A 22,480-nucleotide genomic window follows, 5' to 3' on the forward strand; every position below is an offset into this window, starting at 1 on the left:
TTTAAAAATAAACATTATTTATTATGAGACGTTTTACTACTTTCATTGTATTTCTATTATTGTCGAATATTGTTATTGCCCAAATCAGCAATAATAAATACGACTATTTCCTACGAAATGCCAAAGTTGCCGATAACAGTAATAGCCGCATTATTATTAACAAAGCCACTGGTGATACTACTTTTCAGGCATTTTATAATATCAAAGATATTGTAAATAATACTAATCAGGATTTTAGTAAAATCTACAAAGGGACGCCTTTCTTTAAAAATGGTTGGTATAAAGGTACATTCAATACTGAAAGTGGGAAAAAGATGGAGTTCGTCATGGCTTTTAATGTTCAAAAAAGTGAACTTTATATAGTAGAAGACGCCAACAAAGAAGCCATTGCCATTCGCCCTGATGCATTTACAATTATGGGACACCACTTTAGCAAATTTGAAAAAGCCTATTATGAAGTGGTTTACATTGGAAAAAATACATTATTGAAAGAATATAATTGCAATTTTCATAGTAATAATAGTGGTGAAAAAACAGGCTATGAAGCATCTGGTCAATATGATGGTGAATTCGTAAAATCATCAAAGTTATTATTACTAAAAGATGAACAAGTAACGCAAATGCCCAAGGGTAAAAACTTTTATGCCCTTTTTGGCGATAAAAAAACTTTGATTGAAGAATACGTAAAAACGAATAATATTAGTTTAAAATCAGAAAATGGTATCGTAAGTACACTCAAATACTACGATTCGTTAGAAAGACCTCAATGAAAATAGGCATTACAGACTGTGGAGAGAAGCATCCAATCTATGAAAAATGGATTTTATCGCAAAATGCTTTGGTAAATACTTCGCACATTGAAGTAATTAAGCTTGGCTATAAGTACAATAATCTACACGAAATAGAGCAATGCGATGGTATTATTCTATCAGGTGGAGAAGATGTTCATCCAAGATTTTATAACAAACCTGAATTTTTGAGTTTGTGTAATCCCAACTTCATGGACGAAAGAAGAGATGAATTTGAATGGCAAGTATGTGAATATATCTTCAAAAATCATGTTCCTGTTTTAGGAATTTGCCGAGGTCTGCAATTGGTTAATGTATTTCTTGGCGGAACACTTATCCCCGATTTACCAACCGCAGGCAAAGAAAATCATTCAAAGTATTTTGAAGGGAAAGACCGCTATCATAACATAGAAATCTTACATGATTCTGAACTTTCAAAAATCACAAATATTGTTTTCGGCGATGTCAATTCTGCTCATCATCAATCAGCAGATATAATTGCTCCCTCACTCAAAGTAAATGCTTTCTCTGATGATAAAGTGGTGGAAGGATTGGAGTTCGACTTCGCTCACTCACCCCAGTTAGAACAGTTGAGTGAGCGAAGCCAAACCCACGCTCACTCAACAGAATCAGCTTCAGTGGCTTCGACTCCGCTCAGCCACCAAAGCCACAACAAACACAGCCACTACCTAATGCTCGTACAGTGGCATCCCGAACGAATTATCAATGCCGAACAAAATAGTTTTTCTTATAAAATTCGACAAAATTTTGTCGAAAATATTCAATCAAAAATTCAATAATGACACTCGAAGAATTCCTAAAAAAATTAAAAGAAACTCCTCAAGAAGTAGCATTTACAGATACCATGGCTGTAGTAGAAGCCAATTACGATTTTACACCTACAGCATTTCAAAACGGTGATTTGAGTAATGAAGCTGGTCAAAACTCGGGTTCATGCAAATTGTTTTCCTTTGCTAAAATTCAAGGCTTTTCAGTAGAAGATACGCTTGCATGTTTTGGCGATTTTTACAGAAAAGACGTACTCGAAAACCCCGAAGCGAGTAATCACCAAAATATCAGAAACTTTATGAAAACTGGTTGGGCAGGGATTTCTTTTGAAGGAACAGCACTTACGGAGAAAAAATAAAGCACCTAAAATAACTGTGGCTTACCTTCCGAGATATGCCACAGTTAAATCCAAGTCTTACAATTTATTGCCAATCGGTAAACCAATAGATTTCAGTAGTAAAGAAGCATTAAAACTCTTGCAAACGCCTTCTTTTATTAAATAATCGAATAATAATTCGCCATTTTCAGTAGCATATTCAAAGTAGTAATTCTTTACCACATTAGGATATTTTTCAGAAATTTCGGTCATTCGAAGGTCATGTGTTGCTACCATAGCAAAGGCCTTTGAACTCACAATTTTCTCTAATAATGCCATCGACCCAGCCAACTTATCTTCTGAATTTGTACCTCTTAACATTTCATCAATCAAAAACAGGGCATTCTCATTTTGATTAATAGCTGATAAAACCAATTTTATTCGCTCAATTTCGGCCTTAAATGTTGAAGCATTCTGTTGGATTGAATCTTTGATACGCATATAACACACCAATTTAATGCCTTTACTAAGCTTCATTTGCTGGGCAAAAACTGGGCATCCTGCGTAAGCCAAAATAATATTAAGGCCCACCGTACGCAGAAAAGTACTCTTGCCCGACATATTTGAGCCAGTGATTAAGGTTAAACGATTGCTTTCATCAAAATCAAAACTATTACATACTACGTGTTTCGTATTAATAAGTGGATGTCCCATTTCTACACCATGTAACGTAAAGTTTTCGTATGAATTAATGCTTGGAAAAACCCAGTTTGGCTTATTAAAACTCAAATTACCAATACTTGCGTACAGTTCGAATTGCCCAATTACATCAAATATTTTTTCAAAGAATGCAGGATTTTCTTCGAGCCATTTACGAAGTTTTATCAACTGTATGGGCTGAAAAGGCGAGGCAAGTGTCAGAAAAATTGATGCCAACATATTACGACGCATATCAAGCTTTTTGAGAATGATTACAAAATCATCAATCGGATTTTTTGAATTAAGTTTAGAAATTGGTAAACGAGCATGAGCATTTTTCAGGATAATAGATTGCCAAGGCTCTTGGGCAATTAAGCCCGTTGCCACGCCAAACTTTTCCATCAGACGCCCAGCCCCAGCAACCGTATTAAAGTATTCTTCGGTGTGTTTCTGATTCATACCTGATAATCGAAAATTAACCAAAGCTAATCCACCGACCACATAACCCGCAAAAGAAAGTGAAACAAAATAGGCCGATGCAAAGGTAGCTAACCATAAAAAAGGCAATACCTTACTGTAAATCTCTATGAGTTTTTCAAGATTTAAAACTGGTGGATGCTCAATTTGCTTCAATACTCGACTAACGCCACGCTCTTCATTAGTAATTCGAAACATCGAAGCAAAAAAGCTTAAACGCCAATCGGTTTTTACGGCTATTTCTCGGGCAGCTTCTTGCTTTTCTTCAATCGTAAAGTTTTCATTTTCGCCCAATAGCTGCTGTGCCAAATAATCATTCCCAGCTTTACTTTTAGTCCGATTAATTAGGTGAAACAATGAACCTTCACCGAAAATATCCAAATCTTCAGTAAAAATATGCGTTGGTCGGGCATATTCTTGCCCATTATAATAACCACCCGAAATACGTTCTAATGAAGCCAGTTCATTTTTTATTACCTCTAACGTAGTTTCTTTCAATTCTATTTCTGAATCAATTTTTTCATGATATTTAACCAAGTAATAGAATCCTACAATTCCAGCAATGATTGATATACCACCTATGGTTTCATTGATTTTGAAAAGTTGATAAATTAAAATCAATAGGCCAATTATCAATAAAAGGCGATACATCGAAACTTGGTCGCTTTTCTTTTTTAGTACCCCGATTTCCGTAAGCAGTGTGGTTATTTTTTCTTGATAAGTCTTTTCCATCTAATCATTTTTTGAATCAGTCGCAAAAATAGGCAACTCTGTCGGAGTTTTAGGAAGAATATAAAAGTTTATCCATCTGATTGCTTATTTTTGTGTTAAAGGCACCAACTTTGGCAAAGCTCAAAGCTTTGTCAAAGTTAAACTCATTAGGTATCAAACTTAAAATCTTATATGCAAATCATCAATCCAGCTACCGAAGAAATCATTACCACCTTACAAGAAGATTCAGCAGAAAGCCTAAAAACTAAACTAAAAACGCTCCAAAAAGGTCAAAAATCTTGGGCGAAAGTAAATTTAAAAAAGCGTATTTCCATCATTGCGAAATTCTCCGAATTATTAGCAGAAAACATTGAAGAATTAGCAACTACACTTAGCTCTGAAATGGGAAAACCTATACAACAAGCCCGCAATGAGGTGAACGGAGCAAGAGGTAGAATCAAGTTTTTTGTTGAAAACTCACAGAAATACTTGAAAGATGAAGTAATGACTAAGCAAGAGGGGCTTACCGAACGGATTTCATACGAACCACTCGGTGTTGTTTGCAATATTTCAGCTTGGAATTATCCATTTTTAGTTGGCGTGAATGTTTTCATCCCAGCACTTATTGGCGGAAATGCCGTTTTATACAAACCTTCCGAGTTTTCGACATTGACAGGTTTGAAAATCGAAAAATTTCTGAAAGAAGCAGGTGTTCCCGAAGATGTTTTTGCGGTAGCAGTTGGAGCAAAAGAAGTGGGTGAACAACTTTTGGCAATGCCACTTGATGGCTATTTCTTTACGGGCTCGTATCGTACTGGGCTTTACATTTATGAGAAAGTAGCCCCTAAAATGGTGCCTTGTCAGCTCGAATTAGGAGGAAAAGACCCACTATATGTAACCGACGACATTACTGATATTGAAGGGATTGCCGCAGGAACCGCCGATGGTGCTTTCTACAATAATGGTCAAAGTTGTTGTGCAGTTGAGCGTATTTATGTACACGAAAAAGTATATGAGAAATACGTCGAAGCTTTTGTGAAAGAAGTAAAGTCATATAAAATTGGTCAACCTACCGAAGATGGCGTTTATATTGGAGCTTTAAGTAGAAAATCACAGTTAGATTTCCTTGAAAATCAAGTACAAGATGCTCTTAAGAAAGGAGCTACGCTAATGGCAGGTGGAAAGAGAATAACAGGAAAAGGTTATTATTTTGAACCTACTGTGCTTACCAATGTAAACCACAAAATGGATGTCATGCAGGCGGAGTCTTTTGGACCAATCATTGGAATCATGAAAGTAAAAGATGACCGTGAAGCTCTTAAGCTTATGCAAGATACAGAATATGGACTAACAGCAGCAGTTTATTCAAACGATAAAAAGCGTGCCGAAAAACTTCTGAAACAAGTGAATGCTGGAACTGGTTATTGGAATTGTTGTGACCGAGTATCTGCACCGCTTCCGTGGAGTGGAAGAAAAAACTCAGGCTTCGGAGCTACTCTTTCACATGCAGGCATTAGAGCATTCGTGAAGCCTAAAGCGTGGCATTTGAGAGGTTAATTTTAATTTACGATTTAAGAACCTGAAAGAACTGCACATCAATAAATACAAGCAATACATACAGGAATAAAAATTCAGATTGTTTAAAACTTTAGACGGGTTTAATATTTTATAACCAATCAACAAATTAATACAAATGAAAAAAACATTACTATGTGTTATTTGGGCGATAACCTTCAACCTTTTTGCTCAGACTACGCCCACCAAACGCCCACTCAAACCATCTGATGTTTTTCGTCAAGTTAGTTTGGGTGACCCTCAAATTTCACCCGAAGGAAATTGGGTAGCTTATACATTATCAAATGTAGATTCGGTGAAAAACAAACGTAATTCTGATATTTGGATGCAATCTTGGGATGGAAAAGAAACTATTCAACTCACATTTACTCCCGATGGAGAATCAAAACCACGTTGGAGCCCAGACGGGAAATATTTATCTTTTACATCTTCTCGTGGTGGACTTACTGGTAGTCAAATCTGGCTCATGGATCGTCGTGGAGGTGAAGCCAAACAATTAACAGATATTAAAAAGGGTGATTTATCAGACTATGCTTGGTCGCCCGATGGCAAAAAAATAGCATTGGTTATTACGAATGATACTGATACTTCTAAGTCGAAATCTCCAAAGCCAATCGTCATTGACCGCTATCATTTCAAGCAAGATGTAGAAGGGTATTTGATGAAAAAAACAACGCATTTATATCTTTACAACATTGAAACAAAGAAAATTGATACCCTTACAAAAGGTATTTATGACGAAACATCACCAAAATGGTCGCCCGATGGTACACAGATTGCTTTTGTTAGTAACCGAACTGTAGACCCAGACCGCAACGAAAATACAGACATTTGGGTAATCGACGCCAAACCAAACGCTACCATGAAACAAATCACAACCTTTACTGGTCGTGACTATGCCCCCGAATGGAGTGCTGATGGTAAACAAATTGCCTATTTACGCACAACTTCGGCCGAAAGTTACATCATGTATGACCAATCTATTTTATGCGTGGTTTCAAAAGAAGGCGGAGAACCCAAATTACTTAGTAAGACTTTAGACCGACCAGTTGGTAGCCCTAAATGGAACAAAGATGGAAGTTTAATTTATGCAATAGTGAGCGATGACCGCACAAGATACATTGCTCAGTTTTCGGCAATTGATGGTAAAATGACAAAAGTTTTGGGCGGAAACAGGAGTTTTACAGGCATTGAAAAACATCCATCAGGTAATTGGCTCATGAGTATGAGCGACCCACAAACACCGAGCGAACTTTATGTTTTTGAGAGTGGCAATCTTCGCCGTTTAACAAATCAACAAGAGGCATTTTTGGCACCACTCGCCTTAGCAAGTGTTGAAGGTTTTACGTCAAAAAGTAAGGATGGAACGCTTGTTTCAAATCTACTTTACCTTCCAGCCAATGCACAAAAAGGCCAAAAACTACCAACTTTACTATTTATTCATGGTGGGCCAGTGGCACAAGATGAGTTTAGTTTTGATATGACACGACAAATGTTGGCGGCTGCTGGCTACTCAGTTGTGGCTGTCAATTATCGTGGTTCGAATGGTCGTGGTTTAGATTTCTGCAAGGTCATTTCAGCTGATTGGGGAAATAAAGAGGTCATTGATATATTAGGAGCTACCGATTATGTGGTTCAAAATGGTATCGCTGACCCAGAAAAATTGGGCATTGGAGGTTGGAGTTACGGTGGTATTCTAACAAATTATACTATTGCAACAGATACTCGCTTTAAAGTTGCTTCAAGTGGTGCAGGAGTTTCTTTGGTTTCATCGTTATATGGTGTTGACCAATACATACTTCAGTATGAGCATGAATTAGGTGCTCCATGGAAAAATTTTGATAAATACATTGCTCTTTCTTATCCATTCCTAAAAGCAGACCGCATCAAAACACCAACGCAGTTTATGGTTGGGCAGAGTGATTTTAATGTACCATCGGTGGGAAGTGAACAAATGTACCAGGCATTTCGCTCGTTGGGTATACCAACCGAACTCATTATCTATCCTGACCAGTTTCACGGAATTACGAATCCAAGCTACCAAAAAGACCGTTTTGAAAGATACATTGCTTGGTTTAATAAATATTTGAAAAAGTAAAATTTAAAAAGATTTTTTAAGGAAGACTTCGCTTTGAGCGAAGTCTTCCTTTTTTAATTTTTGTCTTAATCAGCATTATTGTCCTATTTTTTTAGTGCTATATCTACTTAATTTGCCTTTCTTCGTTTTATAAAATATATTTGAATAATTCTATTCGCATCTCATTCAATCCTCTATAAAACAAAACTAATGGACAACCTTAATCTCAATCGCCGTGAGTTCATTCAAGGAGTTTCGGCTACTATCGCACTATCTACGCTCGGTACTCATGCCCAACCTGTTTTTACGCCAGCGAAAACCTATAAAGTTGCATTAATAGGTACTGGCTGGTACGGTAAAAGTGACCTTTTCCGCCTCATTCAAGTAGCTTCGGTTGAAGTAGTTGCTTTATGCGACCCTGACCAAAATATGCTTAAAGCAGCGGGAAATTTAGTAGCACAACGTCAACAATCGAAGCAAGTACCAAAACTTTATGGTGATTATAGAAAACTTTTAGCTGAAAATAAATTAGATATTGTATTAGTTGGTTCACCAGACCATTGGCACGCCTTGCACGCTATCGAAGCCATGAAATCGGGAGCTCATGTGTATGTACAAAAACCTATTAGCACTGATATTATTGAGGGTGAAGCTATGGTAGCAGCAGCTCGAAAATATAATAGAGTTGTGCAAGTGGGTACTCAACGCAAAAGCACGCCACATTTAATTGAGGCAAAGAAAAACATCGTTGATGCAGGCCTTTTAGGCAAAGTTTCGCACGTAGAAATGTGTTGCTATTACCACATGAGAAACAATGGCAATCCACCTGTACAAGCAGTACCAGATTTCTTTGATTATGAAATGTGGACAGGCCCAGCACCAATGCGTCCGTACGATGGTTTGCCGCATATTCGTTGGTGGAGAACATTCAACGAATATGGTAATGGAATTATGGGAGATATGTGTATTCACATGTTTGATACCGTAAGATGGATGCTAAAACTAGGCTGGCCAAAACGTGTGAGTTCACAAGGTGGAATCTATGTTCAGAAAGAGGGTAAATCAAACATTTCCGATACACAATCAGCCGTATTTGAATATGATGAGCTGAACTGTGTTTGGCAGCATCGTTCGTGGGGAACACCTGCAAACCCTGATTATCCGTGGGCGTTTATTTTGTATGGCGATAAAGGTACACTTTATGCCAGCACTATGAAATATACGTTTGTACCGCAAGGAAAAGGTGAGAAAATAGATAAAGATGTAGTGTATGAAAAAGAAAAATACCCAGAGGATTTAACCGAAGAACGCATCGAATTAAACGCTGCTCCTGCCACACGCCTTCACATGCTTGATTTCTTGAAAGCAATAGAAAATAATTCTCGTCCGATAGCCGATATTGAAGAAGGTCATATTTCAACTGCCAGCTGTATTTTGGCTAATATGTCCATGAAACTGGGTCGTCCGCTTGTTTATGACCCTAAAAAACGTGAAGTGGTCAATGATAAAGAAGCTAATACGCTTCTCCGCAGACCATACCGTGGGCCTTGGAAGCATCCTGAAGTTGGTACAGTTTAAAATATATTGATTTTGTTAAGCATCTCGAAACAAATAGTTTTCGGGATGTTATTTTTTTATTCTTGAAAGTCAAATTACTCATGAAAAAAATATTTTTATCTATACTGACTATTATATTACTGCAAAGCAGTACTAAAAAAGAACTTTCGCCTAATATCATTTTAATTTTCATGGATGATATGGGTTATGGAGATTTAAGTTGCTACGGAGCCATTGATTATCGAACGCCTAATATCGACAAGTTGGCTTCCGAAGGAGTTAGATTTACAAACTTTTTGGCCGCACAAGCCGTTTGTAGTGCTTCGAGAGCGGCATTGCTTACTGGTTGTTACCCCAATCGCATTGGTATTTCGGGAGCATTGATGCCTACCAGCAAAAACGGCATTAACCCCGAAGAAACTACGCTTGCCGAAATGCTCAAACAAAAAGGTTATGCAACTGGAATTTTCGGCAAATGGCATCTGGGGCATCATAAAACCTTCTTGCCTCTCCAACATGGTTTTGATGAATACGTAGGTTTGCCCTACTCAAACGACATGTGGCCTGTGTATTATGATGGTAAACCTGCCACATCTACACAGCACATGAGTGCATATCCGGTGTTACCATTGATACAGAATAATGATAAAAAGGAAGAAATTAAAACACTCGACGACCAAGCTAAACTAACTACGCTTTACACCGAAAAAGCAGTAGAATTCATTAAAAAGAACAATAAAAAGCCATTTTTCTTGTATTTACCACACTCGATGCCGCACGTACCGATTGCGGTTTCGGATAAATTCAAGGGTAAAAGTAAACAAGGTTTATATGCCGATTTAATGATGGAAATAGACTGGTCAGTAGGCGAAATCATGAAAACCTTGAAAGAAAATGGCTTGGATAAAAACACTTTGGTCATTTTTACAAGCGATAATGGCCCTTGGCTCAACTTTGGGAATCATGCAGGTTCGTCTGGTGGATTTCGAGAAGGGAAAGGAACCAGTTTTGAAGGTGGACAAAGAGTACCTTGCATCATGCGATGGAAAGGCACTACTCCTGAAGGAGTTGTATGCAATCAGTTAGCATCAACGATTGATGTTTTACCAACTATTGCACGTATTACAGGTGCTGAACTCCCAAAAAACAAAATTGATGGTGTGAATATCTTATCATTAATCAAAGGTGATTTAAGCCAAAGCCCAAGAAAAACCTTTTACTATTATTATCGCAGAAATTCATTAGAGGCTGTCAGAATGGGGCATTGGAAGCTAGTTTTTGAGCATAAAGGCCGTTCGTATATGAATCAGTTGCCAGGCAATGATGGCTATGCTGGTAAAGCCCCCGAGGATATTCTTATTCCAATGGCTCTTTATGACCTTCGCAGAGACCCATCAGAACAATATGATGTGCAAAAGCTTTATCCAGAAGTTATCGCAGAATTACAGAAAATTGCCGAAGAAGCTAGAGAAGACCTCGGCGATGACCTTACCAATAGAAAAGGAAAAAATGTTAGAGCGAGTGGTTTGGTTGAATGATAGTAATATATATTTTTAGAGACAAGGCATGCCTTGTCTCTACTTCTAATGAACCTAATAAATGCCTATCATCTCCCACCCGGAGGGCAATTTTGCTTCAAATAATTAGTAAAAAGCGTATTCAAGTGCTTACGAGTTCCTTCACCCTCATAAATGCCATGACTACGATTTGGGTATGGCATAAACTGAAACTGACGATTATGCTTAATCAGCTCATTTACAAGCATTTCAGCATTTTGATAATGCACGTTATCATCGCCCGTTCCGTGAATATACAATAAATTTCCTACCAAGTTTTTAGCATGTGTAATGGGTGAACCATTTACAAAATCTTCACGATTTTCCTGCGGCAGCCCCATGTAGCGTTCTTGATAAATATTATCATAACAAAGTTGGTTTCCTACTGCTGCCACAGCGATTCCTGTCTGATAAAACTGCGGATATTGGAATAATAAATTTAAGGTCGAAGAACCTCCCCCACTCCATCCATGCACTGCCACACGAGTAGTGTCAACATATTTCCATTTTCTGATTTCCTTCACGGCCATCGCTTGGTCACGGATATTCACAATACCTATTTTTCGGTAAATGGCTTTTCGCCAAGCACGTCCACGAGGTAGCGGAGTCCCACGATTATCAACCGAAGCATAGATATAGCCATCTTTTGCCATGTCGCCGTTATAAAGTCCGTTCATGCCTGTACCATACGTATCTTTTACCGTAGCAGAAGCAGGTTCGCCATAAACATTAAACACAATCGGATAACGCTTTGTAGAATCAAAATTAAAAGGCTTTACCATCCAACCTTCAATCTCAATTCCGTCTTCAGTTTTTACTTTAAAAAACTCTACTCGTTTGTTTACTTTTAAATTAGCCAATTTCGCAGCAATACTTTCTTTTTCGGAAAGGGGCGAATGATCGGACAAATTTATCCATTCAGTCATTGGCGGAATATTCGCACTTGAAAATGTATGTCGAGCAAATTTTCCATTCGGTGAAAGCACATAATTGTGCGTTCCTGCGGGAGCATTTGGCAAAACGGCTTGCATTTCAGCACTACCATCTAACTTGATGCGGAAAAGATAATTTTGTAAAGCATTTTGTGGCGAACCTGTGAAGTAAACATAACCGTTGGCTTCATCAATCAACGGAATATGCACGATGTCGTAATTACCCTTAGTGAGCAAGGTTTCTTTACCATTCAAATCCATTTTATAGATATGTCTCCAGCCATCTTTTTCGCTTACCCACAAGAATTCTTTACCACCTTTCAGCCATTCCCAGCCTTCTTGTGAATCGGACCAACGCTCTTTGGTATCAATCCAAGCCTCATCTGTTTCAGTAGCAATGGTCTTCGTTTTTCCTGTAAGTGCCTGACAGATAATAATTTTACTCAGATTTTGCTTACGATTCAATTGTTGAATAATAATATCATTCGTATTCGGCACCCATTCCATACGTGGTACATAAGTTTGCTGAGGGTCGCCTTCAATATTCATTTGTAATGTTTTTCCAGTTGCCACGTTTGCCACCAAAATTTTATAAGGTGATGGACTCTCCCCTACTTTCGGATACTCCACTGGCACATTATATGAATAGATTGAATCGGTATTATTAATCATCAAAAAATCACGAATCTTAGTAGCATCAATTTGCCAGTAAGCAATACTTTTACCATCTGGGCTCCAACGGAAGCCATCACGACAAGCAAATTCTTCTTCATAAACCCAGTCGAATGTACCGTTAATCATTCGACGAGTGCCATTGGTAGTTAATGCTTTAATTTTATGCGTGGCTAAATCTTCCACAAACAAATTATGCTCACTCACATAAGCTACTTTCGAACCATCGGGCGAAAACTTGGCAAACATTAACGATGATGCAGGTTTGCCTTGCCCCAACTGATATAAAGCATTATTTTTAAGGTCTAAAACCCAATAATCGCCACGGGTATCATATCGCCAAACTTGCTTAGTATTAGTATAAATCAATGCTTTTGAATCATCATTACTTAGCGTATAGCTTCTTACATTCAAAGGTTTTTCGGCTCCTTTGGGCGTCAGTTGGGCTTTGGTAATGAGTGTGTTTTTTTGTTGCGAAGGCAAGGTATAAGCCACTATTTCTCCACCTTCAGTGCGGGTGTAAGCATTGCCATCTTTCGTCCATCTGATTTGCTGGGCTTGGGCTAGGGTTACAAAAAGTAAAAAATTAACGAATAAAAGAAATCTATTCTTCATACATTTGGGTTGATTGATGAAAGTTTTTTGTCAAAAGTAGTAATTTTTGCTTGAAACGAATAATCAATGTACTAATTCGTTGTATTAAAAAAACACTACTTTATGAAAACTATCCGACACTTACTTTTAACCTTATTTAGCATCACAATTTTATGGAGTTGCTGGCTCGATGCCAAACACAACGCAGGAAAATTTATGACCGACGTTGTAAATTTGGCAGAATTTAACTCTGAATTTGATGATTATAATTCGAACTTACCAGCCAATAAATATGGTGAATCGTATCTAATTTTCTCTTCCAAAAGAGACACCAAAGAGTTTTATAATTTGGTAGGATTCCCTGCAAAAATAGAATACGATGAAAAGAAAGATATACCCATACTTACAAGGTCATCTTCAGGTAGTGATGGTTTTTATTCTTCGCTTTTTACTAGTGGTTTCATGGGCAAAACTAATGGCAACTTTAATGTTTTAGGGCCTTTTGTATTGAATAAAAATAACTTAATCTCCTATGGAAATTCACCTAATTACCAATTTTTATTTTACGCCGACGACCAAAATAAAAATCTTGATATCAAGGTGATTTATAACGATAAAGATGGCAAAGAAATTGGTCCAATAGCAGTAGATTACCTTAACTCAAAGGCAGACGATGCTTATCCGTATATTACACATAATGGTGATAAAGTGGTTTATTGCTCAAATAAAGACGGAAATTTTGATATTTATCAGACAACCATAGGGGCAAACTATGCCGACAATACCACTCCGATGATTGACCAAATTATAAGTCCGAAAGCTGCTGTTAGTATAAAAATTTCCACTATTTCTGATGCAAAAGCCGATGATAAATGCCCGTATCTTTGGCAAGATGAAAACCTAATGGTTTTTTCATCAAACCGAGCAGGAGGTTTTGGTGGATACGACATTTATTATTCAGTTTTGGAAAATGGGATTTGGGGTGCTCCGATAAATGCAGGACCACGAATAAATACGGCATATGACGAATATCGTCCGATGTTACCAAATTTAGTAAACTTTAGCTACCCACTCATGATTTTTTCATCGAACCGCCCCGAAGGAAAAGGTGGTTTTGATTTATACATGACAGGCCTTGTTGAAACAGATAATATGAGAAAAGTGAAAATGTAGGTTAAATCCTATTCTTAGAATCAATTATAATAGTTACAGGGCCGTCATTGAGCAGCGAAACCTTCATATCTGCACCAAAAGTACCCGTTTCGATGGTTTTTCCTAAATCAAGTTCTAATTGAGCAATCATTTTCTCATAAAGAGGAATGGCTATTTCGGGGCGAGCTGCATCAATAAACGAAGGGCGGTTCCCTTTTTTGGTACTTGCATGAAGCGTGAATTGACTAATCAAGAGGATATTTCCATCAACCGATTTTAGGTCGAGATTCATTTTACCTTCTTCATCGCCAAATACCCGTAGTCCAACGATTTTCTTTGATAACCACTCAATATCTTCTTGGGTATCGGTGTGCGTAATGCCCAACAAAATCATAAATCCTAAGCCAATTTGGCCTTTTATTTGATTATCAATCGTTACAGATGCTTGGGAAACTCTTTGTATTACTGCAATCATAATTTATTAGTTGACAGTCTACCGACAACAGTCAACAATTTTATATTTTAAAAATCTTTTATCTATTGTCTCAATTCTTTTGTCCAAAAGCCTACAAATGCAAAAGCAAATTGGCAATCATTAAGTAAGTGCCGATGCCGATGATATCATTGGCAGTTGTAATAAATGGGCCCGATGCAATAGCTGGGTTAATACCTAGTTTATCTAATAGTAGCGGTGTGACAGTACCCGTAAATGAGGCTAAAACCACCACCGAAAGCAAGGAAATACAAACCACAAAAAACAACTGTGTTTCGCCACTTAAATAAACGTAAAGGCCCGCCATTGAACCAATGATAATTCCGTTGACCAATGCAACTAATATAATTTTAAACAAACGCTGGCCTAAACTTGTAGTAATACCCGATTTTTCGGCCAAACTTTGTACAATCAAAGAAGAAGTTTGAATACCTACATTTCCACCAGTAGAACCCATGATTGGAATAAAAGCTGCTAAAGCTGCTACTTTCTTGAATTCATCTTCAAATCGACCAATAACGGTTGCTGCCAAAAGACTTCCAATTACCCCAACAATTAACCATGGTAAACGAGCTTTAGCTAAATCCCAAACACTATCATCTTCTTCGGCTTCACCTGTGATACCCGCCATCACTTGAATATCTTCTTCAGCTTTATCGGTAATAAAGTCAACTACGTCGTCAATTGTAATTCTTCCTAACAAACGCCCCAACGTATTAACCACGGGAATAGCCTCTAAGTCATACCTTTGCATGATTTCCGCGACCTCCTCGGCAGGGCGTGTCGTTTCAACGTAAACTATTTCTTCATCAACAATATTTTCAATTTTCGTATTTTTTCTAGCTAAAATGATGCGTTTCAATGAAACTATACCTTTTAACTTTTGGTCATCATCAACTACATAAACCGCATAAACTTTCTCTACATCTTCAGCCTGACGTCGGATTTCTTCAACACATTCACTTACGGTCCAATTCGTATTCACCTTTATCAACTCTTTCTGCATCAAGCCACCCGCTACGTCTTCTGGGTAATGCAAGAGGTCAATAATAAATCGAGCTTGTTCTCGGTCTTCAATCAAAGCAATAACTTTCTCTCGCACTTCGATTGTCTGTTCGTTGAGTAAGTCAACGGCATCATCTGAATCGAACAAGTTTACGTATTTGGCAATTTCTTCCACCGTAAAACGCTCTTTAATAAAGCGTTTTCGATCCTCTGGCTCTATGTAAGATAAAATCTCGGCACCCGTTTCGGTATCTACAAGTGTAATTAAGTAATGAGCTGGCTCACCATCAAGTTCAAGCAATATACTGGCGATATCGGCAGGATATAGCTCTTCCATCTCGGCCATGAGCATTTTCTCATCTTTCTGCTCAATGGCTGCCTCTATTTTCTCTACGTACTCTTTGGTTAGCTCAAATGTTGTCATTTTTCCAGTTTTCTATTTTTGCCAACTCCGTGGCTCGCCTCTATTCAAGGATTGCCCAAATGTATCTAAGCGTTTTCGGCAAATAAATTAGTAAGCAATATAAACTCTTCTACACCTAACTGTTCGGCTCTTTTGTTGAGCAATTCGTGTTCAAAATTCAAGCCAATGGGCTTAAGAGCATTACGCAAGGTTTTGCGTCTTTGGTTAAAACCTGCTTTCACTACCTGAAAGAATTTCTTTTCACTACAAGGCAAATTTTCAACATTATTTCTTCTAAGACGAATAATACCAGAATCTACTTTCGGCGGCGGAATAAATGCACCCGGATATACTGTAAAGCTATATTCAATATCGTAAAAAGCCTGCAAAAGCACACTTAAAATACCATAATCTTTCTTACCTGGTTTTGAAGCAATGCGTTGTGCTACTTCTTTTTGAAGCATACTTACTACTTCTAGTACCAAATCTTTATGCTCTAAAACTTTAAAGAAAATCTGAGAAGAAATGTTATACGGCATATTACCAATGATGCCAAACGGCTCACTATCAGTTCCAAAAACTTTACTAAGGTCCATTTTCAAAAAATCTTCTGAAAAAATTCTTCCTCTGAGCATTGGAAAATGTTCATTGAGATACACCACGGATTCTTGGTCGATTTCTACTACGTAGGTCTGACAATCTGTTCGTTGGAGTAAATATTGTGTTAGTACTCCCATTCCAGGGCCAATTTCTAGTACTTTACTATAGCCACGGTGCAACGATTGCAGATTGACAATTTTCTGAGCAGCCTCTAAATCTTTCAAGAAGTGCTGACCCAAATGTTTTTTCGCTTTTACTTTTTCCATAAGCCAAAATTACGTCTTTCTTTTTATACTTACCTCAAATTTTTTATTTAGGTATTATGAAATTTTAATCTGTTTTCAATTTGTATTTCTCAATTTTAAATTCTCATTGCTTATCTTTAAGGATTATTCAACCTCAAATTTTACAATGAAAAATCTTATTTTTATTATTTTATTTTACACCTGTTTTAACGCAATTTCTTTTGCCCAAAACAATGCATCAGGTTCTTTAGCTGCTGCAAAAGCTTTTTTGGCTACCTTAGATAAAGAACAACTTGCTATCGTCAATTATCCTTATGAATCGGAAGAGCGAAGTAATTGGTATTTTATTCCGAAAGAACGCAATGGTTTATGGTTAAAATCAATGAATGATGCACAAAAAGCGGCTGCAATGAATTTATTAAAGTCAACTTTAAGTGAGCAAGGTCAAGAAAAAGCCATTGCAATTATACAACTAGAAATTATATTGAAAGAACTTGAAAATATACCCAACAGCGACCGTCGAAACCCATTGAAATATTATTTTACGATTTTCGGAAAACCAGATGCTAAAAGCTTTTGGGGATGGCGTGTAGAAGGACATCATTTATCACTCAATTTTACTTCTGAAAACAATAAAATTGTATCAGGAACACCACTTTTCATGGGAAATAATCCTGCGATTGTGCCAAGTGGAGCACAAAAAGGTTATCAAATTTTAAAGAACGAATGTAATTTTGCTTTTGAATTATTAAATTCGTTTGATGAAAAACAATTAAAAAAAGCAATTACATCGTCGGTTGCTCCTTATGATATGTTTACGCTCAATAGCAAGCAATTTGGCAGATTACCAGAAGAAGGTATTTTATATACAGATATGACCAAAGAGCAACAAATAAAATTAATGCAAATAGTTAGTCTTTATGTAAAAAATTATCCGCTTGGTTTTGCCGATGAATTTATGAATAAAATTGAAAAAGCGGGCTTAGATAAATTGCGTTTTGTTTGGATGGGCGAAAAACAATATGGAGGCAAAGGGCATTATTATAGAATTCAGAATGATGTACTTTTGATTGAATATGACAATACACAAAACAATGCTAATCATGTGCATACAGTTGTGCGAGATTTTACAAATGATTTTGGCGAAGATATGCTCAGAAGACACTATGCCTTGGAGCACAAAAAATAATAAATTAATCTATCAAATATTTAAAAATCAATAAATTGGTTAAGAAAAACTAAGCTTATAGGCTTAGCTTTTCTTAACCAATTTTAATTTAATAACAAGCCAATATTCTAGGTAAAAATCAAATCTGCTGACTGAAACTTCTTGCTACATTTACCAAGGAAATACTGATTTAAAGATTTACATAGAATGAATCGCCCTAAAAATCTTCACAAACTCTCCTGTATATCCGTAATAAACAAAATAGTCGAGTAATTATAGGTATTTATAGTGCTTTGAGTATCAGATGTAGATTTATTGATAAAATATTACCTTTGATATATTATTTTGCAATACCTTATCTATTCAAAACTATATTTTAATGAAACACTTTTTACTTTTCTTAAGTATCATTTTTTTAACAGAAAACCTACTTTTCGCACAAGCTAATAATAAGGCCCAGATAAAAGGCAAAGTAGTAGATGCCACCACCAACGAAGCCCTCAGTTTTGCCAGTATTCGTGTATCAAATAGTGCAGATAATAAACTAATCACGGGTAATATTACGAATGAAAAAGGTGAGTTTTCAATAGCCGCACCCTACGGAAATTATTACATAGAAGTTGAATACATGGGCTATAAAAACACTAAAACTGCCAAAATCTCGCTAACAAAAGAAAATCCTGTAATTGATTTTGGTAATATTAAAATAGAACCTTCGGCCAATGCCTTAAAAGAAGTTGTTGTACAAGCTGAAAAAAGCTCAATGGAAATGAAACTCGATAAGCGAGTTTTTAATGTGGGTAAAGATTTGGCCAATGCGGGCGGTTCAGCTTCTGATATTCTTACCAATATTCCTTCAGTTTCGGTTGACCCAGATGGAGGTGTAAAACTCCGCGGTAGTGATAACGTAAGAATTCTGATTGATGGCAAACCTTCGGGTTTGGTCAGCTTTAAAGGTGGAAGTGGTTTACAATCATTACAAGCAAGTATGATTGAACGAGTGGAGGTAATTACCAACCCATCGGCCAGATATGAAGCAGAAGGCATGGCAGGAATTATCAATATTATCTTAAAAAAAGACCAAAAACAAGGTTTTAATGGCTCTTTTGATGTAATTACAGGTCAACCCGTGAATTATGGCGGTGCAGCAAATATTAATTATCGCCACCGAAAAGTAAACTTTTTTGTCAATTATAGCATTGCTTACAACATTCGTCCTAATGTTTCATCGCTTTCTCAAGAACGCCAAAGCAATGATACGACCTTCTTCCTCAAACAAAGAAATAATGGTACACTAACGGGTTTTAATACTAACATTAGAGGTGGACTCGATTATTTTTTCAACGATAAAAATACCATTACCGCATCATATCTTTACCGCCGCAGCAAGGCTCGTAGAATCACAAACCTTCGCTACGAAGATTATCTATTTACCAACAATAACCTTACAGGAATTAGCAAGCGTAAACAAGATGAACAAGAAACTGAGCCAAACTCGGAATATGTATTGAGCTATAAGAAAACTTATGCTCGAAAAGGGCAAGAATTCAATGCTGAAATAAGATTTTTAGATAACTGGGAAAGTTCTGACCAACTTTTTACACAAGATTATTTTACCCCGAATGAAACAATCATTTCATCGAAGTCATTGGTACAAAACTCGCTTAATGATGAATTTGAGAAACAATGGCTATTTCAGATTGATTATGTGCAACCCATCGGAAAAGAAGGTAAATTCGAAACAGGATTAAGGAGTAGTTTCAGAGATATGGTGAATGATTATGTAGTGAATCAAAAGAATGAACAGGGTCAATTTGTGGTGGTACCCGGTTTAAAAAACTACTTCATTTATGATGAGAACATTAATGCTGCTTACGCAATTTTGGGGAATAAAACCAAACAATTTTCGTATCAAGCGGGCCTCCGTGCTGAATGGACTGATGTAAAAACTACACTCCGTGAAACTAACGAGGTTAACCCACGAAAATATGCTAATTTATTTCCAAGCTTGCATTTAACTTATGCCTTACCTCAAGAAAATTCTATTCAGGTAAGTTATAGTAGAAGGGTTCGTAGGCCTTTTTATAATGATTTGAGTCCGTTTGCTACTTTCTCCGACAACCGAAATTTCTTTGGTGGAAATCCGAACTTAAATCCTGAGTTTAGCAATGTTTACGAAATTGGTCATATCAAATATTTCGAAAAAGGCTCGCTTGGCTCATCGGTTTACTACCGCGATACCGACGGAAAAATTGAACGTATTCGCCAAGTCAATGCTCTTGGTTTTGCAACCACACGCCCCGAAAACCTACTGGGCGAGCAAGCCTACGGTATGGAATTTACGAGCCAATATAATCTTGCCAAATGGTGGAAATTAGATTTTAACTTTAATCTTTTCCATGCAACTATTGATGGAAGTAATATCGACAAAACCTATAAAAGAGAAACAAATAGCTGGTTTATTCGCCAAACCTCTCGTTTCAATTTACCTAAAGGTTTAGACCTTCAAATAAGAGGCAACTACGAAGCCAAGCAAAAGACCGTTCAAGGTACACGTTTACCTTTATATTACTTCGACTTTTCGGCCAGTAAAGATGTTTTCAAGGGCAACGGCACACTCAATTTTAGCATTCTTGATATTTTCAATACCCGTAAATTCAGAAGTATTACTGAAGGTTCAACATTCCGCACTGAAGGCAGTTCGCAATTTAGAAGACGCCAATTTAACCTAACCCTCAATTATCGAATCAAGCAATCGAAAGGTGCAGGAAAGGGTAAAAAATTGGAATTAGAAGGTTAAAAGAATTAAAATCTATAAAACCCGCAGTGCAGAGTTCAGAAACTTCGTACTGCGGATTTTAAATTAATTGACTAATTTTCAAGCCATTTATCAAAAATTACCTTAACTCTGAAGCATCTTTTAATTCTTTCAAGTTTTGCACTACCCCTAAATCAAGGTTCTTCTGGAAATATCCTTGAAATAATCTTGGAAATACACCTTGTAAACTCTCTTCAACTCTTACAATAGTTCTACCATTCTCTGCTATAAAATGCCAATTATGAATGGCACTTGCACCAAGAGTAGTACCAGTCCAGCCGAAAGCCTGCATCGGTTTTTTTGTATGAATTTTCGAGTGAAAGGTTAGTCCGCCAGCTTTCCATTGAAAGGCAGTTCCTTCCTCAATTTCACTCAATACTTCTACTTCCGTGATATTCTTTTGCCATTGTGGCCAATTTTTTATGTTCGTTAAAGTTTTCCAAACGCTATCAACTGAAGCGTTAATTACAATCGCTGCTTTTGAATTGACAGGAGCGTTAGGATTAATGGGAATATTCATACCATTTATACTAGACTGGTTAATCAATTGGTTAAATTGATAATTTTCAAAGGTAAAAAATGCACAAAATCCAACCACAATTAACCCAAAAACAAACAAGAGCTTTTTCATAATTTTATTATTTTTTTATCTGGATTCAAGTAGACTTTTTAAAGCAATATTCATTTCCACAAAACCATTTCTTGTAGAATCTCCAATACGTTTTAGTAAAAAAGAAGTAAGTATTCCCGAAAAATTTTCACCGTGAGTGAGTAAAACCTGACCATTTTCCAGTTCTTCGATATGGAAATAATGATTTCCATCAAAAAGCCCTTTAAAGAGAAGACTTCCCAACCATTCAAACTTTTCGTTAGGGACAACGCAAGTAAGAATAGGCTTAAAAGTAAAAGTTTGCTCACCTTGTTTTAGCTTATTCACAAGCGTCGTCCCTTCAATGGCATCTCCTTTACTTTCAATGATAAATGGATTCCAAGTATGATAATTTTTAAAATCGGTGAGAGCATTATATACCCGCTCTTTGCTTGCATTAATTACTATTTCGGTCTTGATTGCGTATTTCATATATCAATTATTTATGCAACAAAGGTATTGCCAAGCAAAGCCTCGATGCATTAACAATTGTAAAGAAATACTTAAGAACGTTTTTCAATTAATCGTTTTCGAATACGGCTCAAAGAAACGGGTGTGATACCCAAATAAGAAGCAATAATATGGTGCGGAATACGAAGAAAAAGGTCGCCATTAACGGCAGCAAATTTTTGGTAGCGAGTTTCTGGACTATCGAGTAAAAACGAAGAAAGAATCATTTGGCTATTTATGAATCTCTGTTCGGCAATTTTCCGAGTAAGAATATTTATTTTAGGCAGGGTTTCATATAAATTATCCATTGCCTCTTTGGTTATGCAAAGTAATTCACAATCTTCTAAAGTTTCTAAGCATTGAATACCTGGTGTTTGTTGTAAGAAACTTTCATAGCAACTGGCGAATAGGTTTTCTCTAAAAATATAAGCTGTAATATATTCGCCATCTTTATTATAAAAAAGACGCATCAAGCCTTTATTGATAAAATAAAGCTCTTTTGCAACCTCACCTTCCGCAATTAAAGTAAAATTTTTAGGCACGTGCCTAATGCTGTAAGCACTTTCTAAAATAAGCTTTTCTTTATCTGTCAGCGTAACAAATTGACTAACCAACTTATGAAGTTTCTCAAACATTGTTTCTTATGGCTTTAGGTGTAGATAATGATTAGTAAAAATAGAAAATATTACACATCTCACCAATATATTTATTTCTCTGATTTTTGATTGAAATTAGTTTCATAATCAGGCATTTC

Annotated in this window: 18 protein-coding genes; 10 read left to right on the forward strand and 8 right to left on the reverse strand. The window is 36.7% G+C overall.

The window, feature by feature from the left end:
- The first annotated feature begins 23 nt into the window (after positions 1-23).
- Genes EMTOL_RS02610 through EMTOL_RS02620 form a run of 3 tightly spaced genes read left to right on the forward strand, consistent with a single transcriptional unit; the run spans position 24 to position 1,935 of the window.
- The gene (locus tag EMTOL_RS02610; RefSeq protein WP_015027708.1) at positions 24-770 is read left to right on the forward strand and encodes a hypothetical protein; all 747 of its coding nucleotides are present in this window, start codon (positions 24-26) and stop codon (positions 768-770) included.
- Complete coding sequence (locus EMTOL_RS02615; protein ID WP_015027709.1) at positions 767-1,588, forward strand: gamma-glutamyl-gamma-aminobutyrate hydrolase family protein; 822 nt, start codon at positions 767-769, stop codon at positions 1,586-1,588. The genes EMTOL_RS02610 and EMTOL_RS02615 overlap by 4 nt, the downstream gene beginning before the upstream one ends.
- Positions 1,588-1,935 (forward strand): HopJ type III effector protein, encoded by a 348-nt coding sequence (locus EMTOL_RS02620; RefSeq protein ID WP_015027710.1) that lies wholly within the window; start codon positions 1,588-1,590, stop codon positions 1,933-1,935. Before EMTOL_RS02615 ends, EMTOL_RS02620 begins: the two co-directional genes overlap by 1 nt.
- A 57-nt stretch (positions 1,936-1,992) precedes the next feature.
- Here the strand turns inward: EMTOL_RS02620 and EMTOL_RS21610 are convergent, their stop codons facing one another.
- Positions 1,993-3,801 carry a MutS-related protein gene (locus tag EMTOL_RS21610; RefSeq protein WP_015027711.1) on the reverse strand — a complete coding sequence of 603 codons (1,809 nt, stop codon included), beginning with the start codon at positions 3,799-3,801 and terminating at the stop codon, positions 1,993-1,995.
- 171 nt (positions 3,802-3,972) lie between these two features.
- On the opposite strand from EMTOL_RS21610, the gene EMTOL_RS02630 reads away from it, so the two are divergent.
- From EMTOL_RS02630 to EMTOL_RS02645, 4 genes are all read left to right on the forward strand, one after another.
- A complete protein-coding gene (locus EMTOL_RS02630; protein WP_015027712.1) occupies positions 3,973-5,337 on the forward strand; it encodes an aldehyde dehydrogenase family protein in 1,365 nt (454 codons plus the stop codon).
- Between the two features lie 136 nt (positions 5,338-5,473).
- Positions 5,474-7,453, forward strand: coding sequence for a S9 family peptidase (locus EMTOL_RS02635; RefSeq protein WP_015027713.1), 1,980 nt, complete (start codon positions 5,474-5,476; stop codon positions 7,451-7,453).
- 189 nt (positions 7,454-7,642) lie between these two features.
- The gene (locus EMTOL_RS02640; protein ID WP_015027714.1) at positions 7,643-9,010 is read left to right on the forward strand and encodes a Gfo/Idh/MocA family protein; all 1,368 of its coding nucleotides are present in this window, start codon (positions 7,643-7,645) and stop codon (positions 9,008-9,010) included.
- Between the two features lie 80 nt (positions 9,011-9,090).
- Positions 9,091-10,527: a sulfatase family protein gene (locus tag EMTOL_RS02645; protein ID WP_015027715.1), complete on the forward strand. Its 1,437-nt coding sequence runs from the start codon at positions 9,091-9,093 to the stop codon at positions 10,525-10,527.
- A 68-nt stretch (positions 10,528-10,595) separates the two neighbouring features.
- On the opposite strand, the gene EMTOL_RS02650 is transcribed toward EMTOL_RS02645, so the two are convergent.
- Positions 10,596-12,764, reverse strand: coding sequence for a S9 family peptidase (locus tag EMTOL_RS02650; RefSeq protein WP_015027716.1), 2,169 nt, complete (start codon positions 12,762-12,764; stop codon positions 10,596-10,598).
- 102 nt (positions 12,765-12,866) lie between these two features.
- Between EMTOL_RS02650 and EMTOL_RS02655 the strand changes: the two genes are divergently transcribed.
- Positions 12,867-13,916 (forward strand): TolB family protein, encoded by a 1,050-nt coding sequence (locus tag EMTOL_RS02655; protein ID WP_015027717.1) that lies wholly within the window; start codon positions 12,867-12,869, stop codon positions 13,914-13,916.
- Between the two features lies 1 nt (position 13,917).
- Here the strand turns inward: EMTOL_RS02655 and dtd are convergent, their stop codons facing one another.
- From dtd to rsmA, 3 genes are all read right to left on the reverse strand, one after another.
- The gene (gene dtd, locus EMTOL_RS02660) at positions 13,918-14,370 is read right to left on the reverse strand and encodes a D-aminoacyl-tRNA deacylase (RefSeq protein ID WP_015027718.1); all 453 of its coding nucleotides are present in this window, start codon (positions 14,368-14,370) and stop codon (positions 13,918-13,920) included.
- Positions 14,371-14,461: 91 nt separating this feature from the next.
- Positions 14,462-15,817: a magnesium transporter gene (gene mgtE, locus EMTOL_RS02665; protein WP_015027719.1), complete on the reverse strand. Its 1,356-nt coding sequence runs from the start codon at positions 15,815-15,817 to the stop codon at positions 14,462-14,464.
- Between the two features lie 65 nt (positions 15,818-15,882).
- Positions 15,883-16,662, reverse strand: a complete 780-nt coding sequence (gene rsmA, locus EMTOL_RS02670) for a 16S rRNA (adenine(1518)-N(6)/adenine(1519)-N(6))-dimethyltransferase RsmA (RefSeq protein ID WP_015027720.1) — start codon at positions 16,660-16,662, stop codon at positions 15,883-15,885.
- Between the two features lie 145 nt (positions 16,663-16,807).
- Between rsmA and EMTOL_RS02675 the strand changes: the two genes are divergently transcribed.
- Together EMTOL_RS02675 and EMTOL_RS02680 are read left to right on the forward strand one after the other, a co-directional pair.
- The gene (locus EMTOL_RS02675; RefSeq protein WP_041693384.1) at positions 16,808-17,830 is read left to right on the forward strand and encodes a DUF3500 domain-containing protein; all 1,023 of its coding nucleotides are present in this window, start codon (positions 16,808-16,810) and stop codon (positions 17,828-17,830) included.
- Positions 17,831-18,188: 358 nt separating this feature from the next.
- Positions 18,189-20,609, forward strand: coding sequence for a TonB-dependent receptor (locus EMTOL_RS02680; protein WP_015027722.1), 2,421 nt, complete (start codon positions 18,189-18,191; stop codon positions 20,607-20,609).
- A 97-nt stretch (positions 20,610-20,706) separates the two neighbouring features.
- Here EMTOL_RS02680 and EMTOL_RS02685 read toward each other — a convergent pair whose 3' ends face one another.
- From EMTOL_RS02685 to EMTOL_RS02695, 3 genes are all read right to left on the reverse strand, one after another.
- Complete coding sequence (locus EMTOL_RS02685; protein ID WP_015027723.1) at positions 20,707-21,258, reverse strand: SRPBCC family protein; 552 nt, start codon at positions 21,256-21,258, stop codon at positions 20,707-20,709.
- Between the two features lie 15 nt (positions 21,259-21,273).
- On the reverse strand, positions 21,274-21,708 hold the full coding sequence (locus tag EMTOL_RS02690) for an SRPBCC domain-containing protein (protein WP_015027724.1): 435 nt from the start codon (positions 21,706-21,708) through the stop codon (positions 21,274-21,276).
- 71 nt (positions 21,709-21,779) lie between these two features.
- Complete coding sequence (locus tag EMTOL_RS02695; protein WP_015027725.1) at positions 21,780-22,361, reverse strand: Crp/Fnr family transcriptional regulator; 582 nt, start codon at positions 22,359-22,361, stop codon at positions 21,780-21,782.
- Between the last annotated feature and the right edge of the window lie 119 nt (positions 22,362-22,480).

Origin of the sequence: Emticicia oligotrophica DSM 17448 (assembly GCF_000263195.1) — a bacterium.
In the GTDB taxonomy this organism is placed as follows: domain Bacteria; phylum Bacteroidota; class Bacteroidia; order Cytophagales; family Spirosomataceae; genus Emticicia; species Emticicia oligotrophica.